The 12641-nt window shown below is 61.7% G+C and carries 14 protein-coding genes and 1 tRNA gene; 9 read left to right on the top strand and 6 right to left on the bottom strand.

The annotated features are described in order from the left end of the window. Window positions 1–372: 372 nt before the first annotated feature. Together X739_RS146520 and X739_RS1000000168235 are read right to left on the bottom strand one after the other, a co-directional pair. Window positions 373–702 (bottom strand): hypothetical protein, encoded by a 330-nt coding sequence (locus tag X739_RS146520; RefSeq protein WP_023773699.1) that lies wholly within the window; start codon window positions 700–702, stop codon window positions 373–375. A 7-nt stretch (window positions 703–709) separates the two neighbouring features. Then, entirely contained in the window at window positions 710–946 is a 237-nt protein-coding gene (locus tag X739_RS1000000168235) for a helix-turn-helix transcriptional regulator (protein WP_023773698.1), read from the bottom strand. A gap of 120 nt (window positions 947–1066) precedes the next feature. Between X739_RS1000000168235 and X739_RS146525 the strand changes: the two genes are divergently transcribed. Then, window positions 1067–1261 carry a hypothetical protein gene (locus X739_RS146525; RefSeq protein WP_023773697.1) on the top strand — a complete coding sequence of 65 codons (195 nt, stop codon included), beginning with the start codon at window positions 1067–1069 and terminating at the stop codon, window positions 1259–1261. Further along, entirely contained in the window at window positions 1230–1733 is a 504-nt protein-coding gene (locus X739_RS146530; RefSeq protein ID WP_023795152.1) for a hypothetical protein, read from the top strand. The genes X739_RS146525 and X739_RS146530 overlap by 32 nt, the downstream gene beginning before the upstream one ends. Before the next feature lie 197 nt (window positions 1734–1930). Here X739_RS146530 and X739_RS146535 read toward each other — a convergent pair. Then, window positions 1931–2020, bottom strand: a tRNA-Ser gene (locus tag X739_RS146535). Between the two features lie 265 nt (window positions 2021–2285). Between X739_RS146535 and X739_RS146540 the strand changes: the two genes are divergently transcribed. The 7 genes from X739_RS146540 to X739_RS146565 all read left to right on the top strand — a co-directional run bounded on the left by X739_RS146540 (window position 2286) and on the right by X739_RS146565 (window position 10035). Next, on the top strand, window positions 2286–3506 hold the full coding sequence (locus X739_RS146540) for a septal ring lytic transglycosylase RlpA family protein (protein ID WP_023773695.1): 1221 nt from the start codon (window positions 2286–2288) through the stop codon (window positions 3504–3506). Between the two features lie 94 nt (window positions 3507–3600). Further along, window positions 3601–4923: a D-alanyl-D-alanine carboxypeptidase family protein gene (locus X739_RS1000000170635; protein WP_023795151.1), complete on the top strand. Its 1323-nt coding sequence runs from the start codon at window positions 3601–3603 to the stop codon at window positions 4921–4923. A gap of 80 nt (window positions 4924–5003) precedes the next feature. Beyond that, a complete protein-coding gene (tmk, locus tag X739_RS146545) occupies window positions 5004–5678 on the top strand; it encodes a dTMP kinase (RefSeq protein WP_023773693.1) in 675 nt (224 codons plus the stop codon). Beyond that, window positions 5675–6730 (top strand): DNA polymerase III subunit delta', encoded by a 1056-nt coding sequence (locus tag X739_RS146550; protein WP_023795150.1) that lies wholly within the window; start codon window positions 5675–5677, stop codon window positions 6728–6730. The genes tmk and X739_RS146550 overlap by 4 nt, the downstream gene beginning before the upstream one ends. 139 nt (window positions 6731–6869) lie before the next feature. Further along, window positions 6870–8423 (top strand): methionine--tRNA ligase, encoded by a 1554-nt coding sequence (gene metG / locus X739_RS146555; protein WP_023795149.1) that lies wholly within the window; start codon window positions 6870–6872, stop codon window positions 8421–8423. Continuing rightward, window positions 8423–9217, top strand: a complete 795-nt coding sequence (locus X739_RS146560; protein ID WP_023773691.1) for a TatD family hydrolase — start codon at window positions 8423–8425, stop codon at window positions 9215–9217. Before metG ends, X739_RS146560 begins: the two co-directional genes overlap by 1 nt. Next, window positions 9214–10035: an MBL fold metallo-hydrolase gene (locus X739_RS146565; protein WP_023773690.1), complete on the top strand. Its 822-nt coding sequence runs from the start codon at window positions 9214–9216 to the stop codon at window positions 10033–10035. The genes X739_RS146560 and X739_RS146565 overlap by 4 nt, the downstream gene beginning before the upstream one ends. Window positions 10036–10255: 220 nt before the next feature. Here the strand turns inward: X739_RS146565 and X739_RS146570 are convergent, their stop codons facing one another. The 3 genes from X739_RS146570 to X739_RS146580 all read right to left on the bottom strand — a co-directional run. Further along, window positions 10256–11140 carry an aldose 1-epimerase family protein gene (locus X739_RS146570; RefSeq protein ID WP_023795148.1) on the bottom strand — a complete coding sequence of 295 codons (885 nt, stop codon included), beginning with the start codon at window positions 11138–11140 and terminating at the stop codon, window positions 10256–10258. Between the two features lie 187 nt (window positions 11141–11327). Then, window positions 11328–12044 (bottom strand): Bax inhibitor-1/YccA family protein, encoded by a 717-nt coding sequence (locus tag X739_RS146575; RefSeq protein WP_023795147.1) that lies wholly within the window; start codon window positions 12042–12044, stop codon window positions 11328–11330. 23 nt (window positions 12045–12067) lie between these two features. Next, window positions 12068–12641: anti-sigma factor (locus X739_RS146580; RefSeq protein WP_023795146.1), on the bottom strand; the 574-nt coding region annotated here is incomplete at its 5' end.

The following is a 12641-nucleotide window of genomic DNA, read 5'->3' as shown; positions in this document are numbered from 1 at the left end:
CGAAGCCGACTTCGAACCCGAGACAATCGAGGAGCAGCACGACTGCGAGGCGGACCCAGCAGAACGAGGAATCGCTGATAAGGCGGAGGCGGCACGACGTTTTCGGATGATGAAGCACTGAAAGAGTTGGCGACCGACGCATACGCCTGAGTAACCACTTGAAAGCGTCGGTCGCCATTTAGGGCAGGGCCACACCGGGATTGGGGACCCGATGCAACGCCTTCATGCACAACACAACGTCATGGTGAATGACCGGTTACTTATCCACAGGCGCACAGCCACATACTGAAGATTCCGCCCAGCTGATGTAATGCTCCTTGAAGATGGCTTGCCGGGGCTTGGCCGACATAGCGCGGCGAGCGACCAGTTCAGTCATTTGCTGATCTCGATAGACAAATTCACTGCGGCATTCGCGACCGTCTCTAGTGCGTGGGAAGCACAGAAATTTGTCATCCAAAGCTCGAGGTCGCTGGGGCTGCCTAACTTTGGCATCGAGCCGTCTCCGCCTGCTACAGCTCGCGTGAGGTTCGTTGCAGTAAGAAAACCTAATATCCAGCTGACATAGTAGGTGCGTGTGGTTTCCTTACTGCGGAGAAAATCGCCGCATGTTTTTAGCCCTGCGCCAAGGTTCTTGTAGATTATGTCATCCGCGCGAGCGGGATTGACCAGGACAGCGCTCGCGATAAGCAGGACTTTGAGCATGACTTCTTCACTTCCTGTTTAGCCGAACGCCTGGACTTCCGTGGTTCAGGAATTCGATGCCTGCGGCTTCAAGCGCCCGCTGCACCGCCTGAACGTTTTGTGCTCGGCCAGCTATAGCAGAGGCTCCGGCCGCCTCCATGCTTCGGATTGTATTGACGTGAACGCCGGCTTCGTTCGCGGCCTCTTGCTGCTCCATGCCGATGAGGGCGCGTGCAGCTTTTAGCTGATTTCCAGTGGTGAGCATCCAAGTTCCTCTTTGAGCAAATTGTGTATCACAAATAGAAAGCCGTTGACAAGCGACAAAATCCGTTTAGGTTAATGATACACAGCTCATCATGTGTGAGACACAACTAGGAGAACCCACATGCCGAACATCACTATTCGGGCTGCCGCCGAAGGCATGCCCACACTCAAACGCCGCCGGATGATGATCAACCTGACCGGTGCCGGCCTTGCACTCGCAACTGTCGGCGCCGCTGGCAAGGCGCCGACAGCGCAGGTCGACAGCACGAGACAGGCGACCGAAGATGTCGCCCGATCTGCGCGCCGTGATCAATGACCACAGGAAGGCTTGGGCTCATTGGCAAAGCGTTTGCGCCTGCACTGACAGCGCTATCCTCGGCCGCGAGGCAACCGCGCAGGAACATCAGACGTGGGAAGATGGCAGCGACGGCGAGTATTCGGCGCTCTATCACGTCTGCCGGTTCCCTGCTCGCACTCCGCCCGACCTTGCCGCGAAAGGCCGGTACCTCAGAAAATTCCACCCATGGCGCTACGGCGAGCTCGACAATCAGCTTGCAGGCCTTGCTGCGTTCGATGATCGACACCGGGAAAGGCGGTACAAAATGACCGCCGCCGACAACTATAAAACCCGTTTCTCGGCGTTGGAGCCCTTGATTTGCGACGCTGACAACACGATGGACGTGTTGATGGATATGCTGGAACGACATTTCGCAGGGGGAAGGCGCCAACGTTGTCCTTACCGCCCCCGAGGCCAAACGCCTGTTTTTTGTCGGCTGCATGGCAACTAATGCTTCCCGCAATGCCAAGCTTGCTCATTACGAGGCGTGGGCGCCCCGCGAATCGAAGTGAGATCCTTCCGCAGACCCCAAGCCCGCCACGGTTCGCCCTGGCGGGCTTCATCGTTTGCGCACGTTAGGAACCAAGTTAGGAAGCGAATGAGGCAAAGTCAGAAAGCGATGGTTTTTCAAGTCGATAACAGAAATTCTGGCGGAGGGAGTGGGATTCGAACCCACGGTGAACTTGCGCCCACGCCGGTTTTCAAGACCGGTGCCTTAAACCGCTCGGCCATCCCTCCAGCGACTGCTGGCCACTGCTCTAGTGTGCCCGACAAAGGCCTGTCAACCGGCTTGGGTGAGCAGGTCGCCCCCTGAACCTAGGGGCAGGGCAAACAGCGTCACAATCTTGCCCGGTTCCGGCCACAATCGGTTAATACCGTGATAAACAATTCCTGCGCAAAAAGGATCGGGGGTTCGAAGCGTCGTTGACATTGTCGAGCGAGTGCTTTGGCTCCTCGGATGGTGGATGCGACGTCTTCATCGAGACTTAGGGGGCGATCAAGAATGCAGGCTGTGACGCATCCGCGTCTTCGTCGCGTTGCCACGGGTGCGTTGCTCGCGGCGTCGGCTGCATTGCTCGCCGCTTGCGCGTCGCAGCCCGAGCCGAAGGGGATGGTCTACAAGAAGACCCGCTCCAAGGAATATTTCGCCGAGACCGAATACGGAGTGAAGGCCAGTCCGCGCGTTGCCTTCATGCGCCGCGGCGGCGGTCGCGACCAGCTTGGCAAGCCCTATCAGGTGCGCGGCAAGTGGTATTATCCCAAGGAAGACAAGAAGTACGCGAAGGTGGGTCTGGCCTCATGGTATGGCGACGCCTTCCATGGCCGGCTGACCGCCAATGGCGAAGTCTACGACATGGCGCATCTGACGGCGGCGCATCCGACCATGCCGCTGCCCAGTTATGCCCGCGTCACCAACCTCGAAACCGGCAGTTCGGTCATCGTGCGCGTCAATGACCGCGGCCCTTACCATGAGGGCCGCATCATCGACGTCTCGGAGCGAGCCGCGCAGATGCTCGACTACGACAAGGTCGGCACCGCGAAGGTGAAGGTCGAATATGTCGGCCGCGCGCCGCTCGACGGCAATGACGACCAGTACCTGATGGCCTCTTACCATCCAGGCAACCGCGTACCTGATCCATCGGATGGCCTGCCGACCGGCGTCATGGTGGCCATGAACGGGCCTGCGCCGAGCCTTCCAGCCGGCGCGGCCGCCGTGCCGTTTCCAGGTCAGCTGACCGATGCCGCGGCTCCGGTACAGGGACGGATTGCCGCGCAGCCGGCCTTCGGCGATCTGGCGCTGCCCGATTTTGGACCGATCGTGCCGGAACGGCCGCAGATCAGCCTGCCGCCGCAGTCGCCGTTCGCCATGGCCTCGCTGTCCTATGCGGATGAACGCGTCCGTCGCGCGGATGTCTTTGCCGCCCTGGACAACAGCGGCATGTCGCCCGCGGACATCCTGCGGTCGTGGAAAAAGACCGGCCGCCAAGCGGCACCGTCCAGCGCCGACTATGTCGCCGCCGGCACGTTCGACGACGTCACCGAAGCCACACATGTGGCCTCGGCGCTAAAGCCCTTCGGCAGAATAGAAATCCAGCGCTCCGATCTCGACGGCAATGACTGGTATGCGGTCAACCTCTATCCGGACGGCCATGGCGGCCTGGACGAGTTGCTGAAGGCGGCGTGGTCTCATGGCGCGCCCGACGCGCTGGTCGTGCGCGACTGATCCAGCGGCGGTTTTGCGCCCGGCAGTTGATCCCTCACCGAAAAAGCTCGATAGTTTCGGCACGCCGGAGGGGCCGGCCAACGGGTCGATTTTCATGCAGTTTCGCTTGCTACACCCTTTCGCCGTTTTTTTTCTCCTCAGCCTCCTGCTTACGCTTTCGCCGGCCCAAGCGCAGCTCTTCGAGACCAAGGCCGCGCAGGCCTTCATGATCGATGCCGATACCGGAACGGTGCTGTTTTCGAAAGATGCCGACAAACCCATTCCGCCGGCTTCGATGGCCAAGCTGATGACTATGGAAGTGGTTTTCAACGCCCTCAAATCCGGCCGCCTCAAACTCGACGATACGTTCGTGGTCAGCGAAAATGCCTGGCGCAAAGGTGGCGCACCGTCGGGGACCTCGACGATGTTCGCCAAGCTCAAATCGGCGATCCGGCTCGAGGACCTGATCCAGGGGGTGACCGTGCAAGCCGCCAATGACGGCTGTATCGTCATCGCCGAAGGCATGGCCGGATCCGAGGACAACTTTGCCGGAGAGATGACCGAACGCGCGCGCCAGATCGGCCTCAAGACCTCGACTTTCGTCAACTCGACCGGCCTGCCGGCAGACGGCCAGCAGACAAACGTGCGGGAATTGGCGCAGCTCGCCCTTCATTTATGGCGCGAATACCCCGATTTCTACCGGTATTACGGCTTGAAGGATTTCACCTGGAACAAGATCTCGCAGAGGAACCGCAACCCGTTGCTGGCGATGGATATCGGCGCCGACGGCCTGGCGGTCGGCGCCAGCGAGACGTCAGGCTTCGGCATCGTCGGTTCAGTCAGCCATAACGGCACTCGGGTGATCGCTGCGATNAAGGATTTCACCTGGAACAAGATCTCGCAGAGGAACCGCAACCCGTTGCTGGCGATGGATATCGGCGCCGACGGCCTTGCTGTCGGCGCGAGCGAGACATCCGGTTTCGGCATCGTCGCTTCGGTCAGCCACAACGGCACGCGGGTGATCGCGGCGATGAGCGGGCTGGCAAATGACAAGGAGCGCGCAGAAGAGGCACGCAAACTGCTCGATTGGGGCGTTCGCTCGTTCGAGAAGACCGAAATCTTCGCCAAGGACGAGGTGGTCGGAGAGGCCCAGGTTTTTGGCGGCATGAAATCCGGCGTGACGCTTAAGGCAAAAGGTCCGATCGACATCTTCCTGCCGATCACCAACCGCGACAAGCTGACGGCCAGGATCATCTACACCGGCCCGGTCGCGGCACCGGTGGAGGAGGGGCAGCCGGTGGGCGCACTGCGCGTCTGGATCGGCGACACGCTGAGCCAGGAAACACCGTTGTTCGCCGCCGAGTCGATCAGCGTCGGCAGTTTGCCGCAACGCGCCCTCGATGCCGTCAAGGAACTGGCGATCGGCTGGCTTCGATAGCACCGACGGCATGGACGTTTTCCCGAACGCGGACTATCTAGAGCGCAACAATCCACTCGAACACGAACAAAGGCCCTCGGTTGGCGCGCGGATTTTTCATCACCTTCGAAGGCGGCGAAGGCGCAGGCAAGTCGACACAGATCGAGCGGCTGGCCACCAAGATGCGCGCCAAGAAGTATGATGTCGTACGGACACGTGAGCCGGGCGGCTCGCCGGGCGCCGAAGCGGTCCGGCATGTGCTGCTTTCAGGTGCCGCCGAACCGTTCGGGCCCAAGATGGAAGCGCTGCTCTTCGCAGCCGCGCGTTCCGACCACGTCGAGCAGGTCATCCGTCCGGCGGTCGAACGCGGCTCCATTGTGCTTTGTGACCGCTTCCTGGATTCCTCGCGTGTCTATCAGGGCGTTACGGGTGGGATCGATCCGGCATTCATGGCCATGCTGGAACAGGTCTCGATCAACGGCATGATGCCCGACATGACGCTGATCTTCGATATCGACCCGGCCGAGGGTTTGAAGCGCGCGACATTGCGGCGTGGCAGCGATGCCGCCGCCGACCGCTTTGAAAAGGAGACGCTTGCCATCCACCAGGCTCGCCGCGAAGCGTTCCTGGCGATCGCCGCGGCAGAGCCGGAACGCTGCATCGTCGTCGATGCGTCCGCCGATCCGGACACGGTGGAAGATGTCGTCACGGCGACCGTGTTCTCGGCACTGGGGGCAAGGGCGTCCGAGCGCAACAGGCAGGTCGCACCCGTATGATCTTCGAACGCATCGCGCCGGAACAGCATGATACGCTGGACGGTGTGCCGGAACCCTCCGAAACACCGCGTCTGGTCGGACACGGACAGGCGGTCACCATGCTTGCCGCCGCCTATCGTGCGGGAAAGCTGCCGCATGCGCTTATCTTCGCCGGTCCGGTCGGGATCGGCAAGGCGACGCTCGCCTTCCATCTCGCCCACCACCTGTTGAAGCATCCGGCCTTCGACCAGGCGCCTGGCAACCTGGCGGTTCCCGATCCGGCCTCGCCGCTGTTTCGCCAGATCGCAACCGGCGCGCATCCCGGCGTACTGCATCTGACCCGCCCGCTGAACGACAAGACAAAGAGTTTCAAGACCGTCGTCACCGTTGACGAAATCCGCAAGGTCAGCCGCTTCCTGTCGCTGACTTCGCACGACGGCAGCTACCGGGTGGTGATCGTCGATCCGGCCGACGACATGAATGCCAATGCGGCCAACGCCTTGCTGAAGAATCTTGAGGAGCCACCGGCACGGACTCTGTTCATTCTCATCGTCCATGCACCGGGCAGTCTGCTGCCGACGATCCGCTCGCGCTGCCAGGTGGTGCGGCTGACACCGCTTGACGCCAACGAACTGATGTCGGTGCTGGAGACAGCGGAGCCGCCGCCGCCGGACGATCCGGCCGCGAGGGCCGCATTGGTCGAGCGGGCAGGGGGAAGCGCCCGCAACGCGATCCTATTGACGCAGTATGGCGGGCTGGAGATCGCGCGGACGCTGGATGGCCTGGTGGCGACGGGAAAGAGCGATATTGGCGGCGCCTATCGCCTGGCCGAAGCGGTCGCGGGCAAGGACCAGGCGATACAGTTCGACATCTTCAACCGCCGGGCGCTGGACCTTCTGTCGGATGCGGCAAGCCAGGCGGCGCGGGCTGGCGATCTCAAGCGGGCCAAAACGCTGTCGGATAGTTGGCATGAGGCGCTGGACGCGATATCTGAGACGGACACCTACAATCTCGACAAAAAGCAGCACGCCCTGACCATGATCGACCGCCTGAATTCTGCAATGCGAATGTGACGGCCTTTCTGGTGCATGCCGTTGCCCCTGAAACCGGGGCCACTTTTGGGCGGCATGCATGGTCTCGGGATGGCAATCGCCATTCCGATGCGATATCCACCGCCACGGCCTCCATTCAGACATTCATGACGGTTCATCCATGTCACGCGACACATTCTACATCACAACCGCGATTTCCTATCCGAACGGCAAGCCGCATATCGGCCATGCCTACGAGCTGATCGCCACCGACGCTCTTGCCCGCTTCCAGCGGCTCGACGGCAAGCAGGTCTTCTTCCTTACCGGCACCGACGAGCACGGCATCAAGATGCTGCAGACAGCCAAGCGCGAAGGCATTTCGGCGCGTGAACTGGCAGACCGCAATTCAGCCGAGTTCAAGCACATGGCGACCGCGCTCAACGCCTCCAACGACGATTTCATCCGCACCACGGAGGAGCGCCATTACGCTGCTTCGCAGGCGATCTGGAAGGCGATGGCCGCCAATGGCGACGTCTATAAGGGCGGCTATGCCGGGTGGTACTCGGTGCGCGACGAAGCCTATTACGGCGAGGAGGAGACCGAGGTCCGTCCTGACAATGTCCGCTACGGGCCGCAGGGAACGCCGGTCGAATGGGTCGAGGAAGAGAGCTATTTCTTCCGCCTGTCGGCCTATCAGGACAAGCTCGTCGCGCTTTATGAAGGCCAGCCCGACTTCATCGGCCCCGCCGAGCGCCGCAACGAGGTGATGAGCTTCGTCAAGTCGGGACTGAAGGACCTGTCGATCTCGCGCACCACTTTCGATTGGGGCGTGCCGGTGCCGGGCGATGAAAAGCATGTCATGTATGTTTGGGTCGACGCGCTGACCAACTACATCACCGGTGTCGGCTATCCCGATGAAAAAGATGAGAAATGGAAGTTCTGGCCAGCCGATGCGCACATCATCGGCAAGGACATCGTGCGCTTCCACGCCGTTTATTGGCCGGCCTTCCTGATGTCGGCCGGCATCCCGCTGCCGAAGCGCGTCTTCGGCCACGGCTTCCTGTTCAACCGCGGCGAGAAGATGTCGAAGTCGGTCGGCAACGTCATCGACCCGTTCGCCATGGTCGAGCATTACGGGCTCGACCAGGTGCGCTACTTCTTCCTGCGCGAAGTGCCGTTCGGGCAGGACGGCAGCTACAGCCATGAGGCGATCGTCAACCGCACCAATGCGGATCTGGCCAACGGTCTCGGCAATCTGGCGCAGCGCTCGCTGTCGATGATCGCGAAGAATTGCGGCGGCGTCGTGCCGAAGCGCGGCGACCTGGCGGAAGCCGACAAGGTGATCCTGGATCAAGCGGTCGATGCTCTCGCCACCGCGCGCAAGGCAATGGCCGAACAGGGCATCCATCTGGCACTGGCGGCAATCTTCGGCGTGGTTGCGGAAGCCGACCGGTATTTCGCCGGACAGGAACCCTGGGCGCTCAAGAAAACCAATCCCGAGCGCATGGAAACGGTGCTGTGGACGACGGCCGAGGTGGTCCGGCGCGTAGCGGTTCTATGCCAGCCCTACATTCCGGGCTCGGCCGGCAAGCTGCTCGACCTGCTGGCGGTCCGGGCGGACAATCGCGATTTCGTGCATGTCCATGCCGACCATGCGCTTGTGTCCGGGACGGCGCTGCCTCCGCCAGAGGGCGTGTTTCCGCGCTATGTCGAGCAGACGGACGCGAACGCCTGATGCTCGTCGACAGCCATTGTCATCTGGATTTTCCAGACTTTGCCGAAGAGCGGGCGGCCATTGTCGCCCGCGCCAAGGCGGCTGGTATCAGCCGGATGGTGACGATCTCCACGCGCGTGAAGCGGTTCCAGCAAGTTCTTGAGATCGCGGAAACTTTCGACGAAGTCTATTGCTCGGTCGGCACCCACCCGCACAATGCCGCCGAGGAGCTCGATGTCACCACCGCCGACCTTGTCCGCCTGTCCACTCACCCAAAGGTGGTGGCGATCGGCGAAGCAGGCCTCGATTATTTCTACGACAAGGCACCACGCGATGCGCAGGCGCAGGGTTTTCGCGCTCATATCGCCGCCGCCCGCGAGACCGGGCTGCCTCTCGTCATCCATTCGCGCGATGCCGACAACGATATGACCGCCATTCTCGAGGACGAGACAGGGAAGGGCGCCTTCCCGTTCATCCTGCATTGCTTTTCGTCGGGACGGCGACTCGCCGAGGTTGGCGTGTCGTTAGGCGGCTATGTGTCGTTCTCGGGCATCCTGACCTTTAAGAACTCGATCGAATTGCGCGCCATCGCCGCCGATTTGCCGCGTGACCGGCTGCTGGTGGAGACTGACGCGCCATATCTGGCGCCGGTACCGTTCCGCGGCAAGCGCAACGAGCCGGCCTACGTCGCGCAAACCGCCAAGGTGCTGGCCGAGACAATCGGCGTCAGCGAGGCTGAGATCGCGGCGGTGACAACCGACAATTTCTTTCAGCTGTTTGGAAAAATGTCTCGCCAGCAGGCGCTCGAGACATGAGCGACCGGCTGCGCCTGACAATTCTCGGCTGCGGGTCGTCGCCAGGCACGCCGCGCATCACCGGCGACTGGGGGAATTGCGACCCCACCAATCCCAGGAACCGGCGCATGCGCACGGCGGCACTTGTCGAGCGCATTGCCGCCAATGGCGGCCGCACCACCGTCGTCATCGACACCGGCCCGGATTTCCGCGAGCAGATGCTGATGGCTTCAGTCAGGCGCATCGACGGGGTCATCTACACGCATCCGCATGCTGACCACATCCACGGCATCGATGACCTGCGCGGCTATGTGCAGGAACAACGGCATCGCATCGCAATCCATGCCGACGAGCCGACCATGCTGCGGCTGCGCGAGGCGTTCGGCTATTGCTTCCAGACGCCGGCAGGCAGTTCCTATCCGCCGATCGTCGACGCCCACATCATCGATCATACCAGGCCGGTCGTGATCAAAGGAGAGGGGGGTGCCCTCACCTTCGAGCCGCTACCTCAGATCCATGGCGACATCATTTCGCTGGGTTTCCGCATCGGTGGGCTCGCCTACTGTCCCGATGTCAGCGACTTTCCCAAGACCACCGTAGAACGGCTGCGAGGCCTCGACATGCTGGTCATCGACGCTTTGCAATACAACACGCACCCAAGCCATCTTTCGCTTGGCGAGGCGCTGGACTGGATCGAGGCGCTTTCGCCTGGGAGCGCCGTGCTGACGCACATGCACGTGCCGCTCGATTACACCGCCGTGATGGCCGAGACGCCCGACAGTGTCGAACCAGCCTATGATGGCATGGTGATCGAAATCCCATACGAGTCAAACCCGTAGGGGCTGCTGCTCAGTTGGCGTTTCAAATCGTCGTCTGAACGCTCGAGCATGCGTGAAGTGCCCGTGGCACCCAATGAGTAAGTTCCATAATCTATCTTATGCGACTTTTATTTGTAGCAGCTATTTAGTCGGACGGATTTCAATGAACGATCCCGCCGTGATAGCCCGGCGAATACGGCCCGGTCCGGCTTTGCGCCCGCTTCATGGCTTGCAGGAAAACTTACCGAGGCCCCTGCTCCAGGCTGATCCGGTAACTCAGCGAACGCTTCGCGCCCGGCGCGATCAGCATCAGGCCGGGCTTGTCGGTGAACTCTCCATCGAAATCCAGCGGACTGGCAATGCCATGCCAGGGCTCGATGCACAGGAACGGTGCGCCGCCGGGTTTGGACCAGATGCCCAGTTCCTGAAATCCCTGCCATGAGACCTCGATCGCCGGACCGTCATCGGCACCATAGCGAACGCTGTTGCTGGCCGGCCGGTCCAGGATCACGGCGTCGTCGGCAAACAGGCGTTCGGACAGCTCGAGCACATTGCCTTTGAGCGGCGTTGGCTGCCGCGTTGCGATGAGCAGGCCATCCTTCAGCCGGCGGATCGGCGCGGGCTCTGCTTGGGCAAACGTCAGGCGATAGGCGTCCTTCGCCATATCGGGCAGAAGCGGCCAGTTGAACGCCGGATGCGCCCCGATCGACGCCGGCATCGGTTCGTCGCCCGAGTTGGTAATCTCGAATTCTATGTCGAGTTGCCCCTCGCCGAGCGTATAGGTCACGGCCAGTCGAAATGCGAACGGGTAGTGCGTTCGGGTTTCCGCGTCGTCGGTGAGCACCAGCGTGCAGGATCGAGGTCCCCTCTGCGCCCACATAAAAGGCTTGTCGCGGGCGAAGCCGTGCTGCGTCATCGGATAGGCCTGGCCGCGATGGTGCAGTTGATCGCCCTTCAGCCGGCCGACGATCGGAAACAGCACTGGTGAATGGCGCCGCCAGGCCGGTCCAGCCTGCCACAGGAACTCAAATTCTCGTGCATCCCGCAGGGTAACCAACTCTGCGCCGTGGGCCACGATGGTTGCCGATATGCCATCGCCATGAAGCGTCAGACTGTCCTGTTCCATATGTCCTCGCGGTTCGTCCGGCGTGGACGGCAGGCTAGCAAATGGCCGGGCGTGAACTCAAGGTGGCGCACCGCATTTGCATTCACGCGATCGCGGTGAACCTTGATGGTGGACCTTTGAAAGAGGCTGGCCGGAGGTTTCCCTCCGGCCAGCCAAGACTCAAAGCTGCTGCCTGCCACGGTCCGGACTATTCGCGCTCGCCGGTGAAATTCAGGAGCAGCTGGAAGATGTTGATGAAGTTCAGATAGAGTGAGAAGGCACCGAAGACGGCGAGCTTCTGGCGCGACTCCGCATCGAAATTCTCCGCGTATTGCTCCTTGATCGTCTGCGTGTCCCAGGCCGTCAGGCCGATGAACACGGCGATGCCGATCACCGAAATGGCGAACTGCAGTGCGGTCGAGCCGAGGAAGATGTTGACGATGCTGGCAATCACCACGCCGATCAAGCCCATGATCAGGAAGGACGAGAACTGCGTCAGGTCGCGCCTTGTCGTGTAGCCGTAGAGGCTGGTGGCGCCGAACATGGTGGCGGCGATGAAGAAAGTGCGCGCGATGCTGGTGCCGGTGAAGACGAGGAACACCGAAGCCAGCGACAGGCCCATGACGGCACAGAAGGCCCAAAACATCGCCTGCGCGCTTGCCGCCGACATGGTCTGCATCTTCAACGAAAATAGGAGCACGAAGGCGAGCGGCGCCAGCATCACCACCCATTTCAGCGGGCTGGAAAAGATCGGCACATAAAGCGCCGGCGTCGACGACACGAGGAAGGCGACAAGGCCGGTAACCACCAGGCCAAGGCCCATGTAATTGTAGACGCGTAGCATGTGCTGGCGCAGGCCCTCGTCGTAGACGGCTCCAGTCCGGGCGCCTGTGCCCACGCGGTATCCAAGATTGGGCGTATTCATTCGAGGTCTCCTTTGTGGATTGGTCAGTAAAGCGTTCTGGCGAGCGTTTCGGCGGCGCGGTCGAGGTCATGAACCTCGCTCTTCGCGACAACCGCGTAAGCGACATCGCCGATCTGGAAATAGGCCGAGGAGATGTCGCCGGAGGGCGCGACGGTCGGCTTGACCACATCGAAAGTGCCCGGCCGAATCGCGAACAGCGAAACCAGGCCCATCTCCTTCGTTTCAACCGCAATCTCGACACTCGGGCCGAAGCGCGACGGATAGATTTGCACGTCGCGGACCTTCCAGCCCTTCGGCAGCGCCGGCATGACGATGGCGGTGGCGGCGCGGATCTCGCCGGCATTGTAATTGGGCGCCTCGGTCTGCGAGGGCATGTTTTCGCGCAGCAGCGTCGTCCTGTGTGCCTGTACCGCCTCATCGACATAGGCGGGCGGCTGCGGCGAGGCGACGACCTCGGTCACCGACATCGGCCCAACGATGCCGTTGGCCAGCCAGCCGGCGGCGACGAAAGCCGCGACCGCTGCCGCGCGTTGCAGCACACCGAAGATGCGGCCCCGGCCAAGCCCCCTCTCCAGCCGCCGCGCCGCGTCGGCCGTC

The sequence above is a fragment of the Mesorhizobium sp. LNHC209A00 genome, from assembly GCF_000502915.1.
Classification (GTDB): domain Bacteria; phylum Pseudomonadota; class Alphaproteobacteria; order Rhizobiales; family Rhizobiaceae; genus Mesorhizobium.
This window is presented reverse-complemented; position numbering and strand designations above follow the sequence as displayed.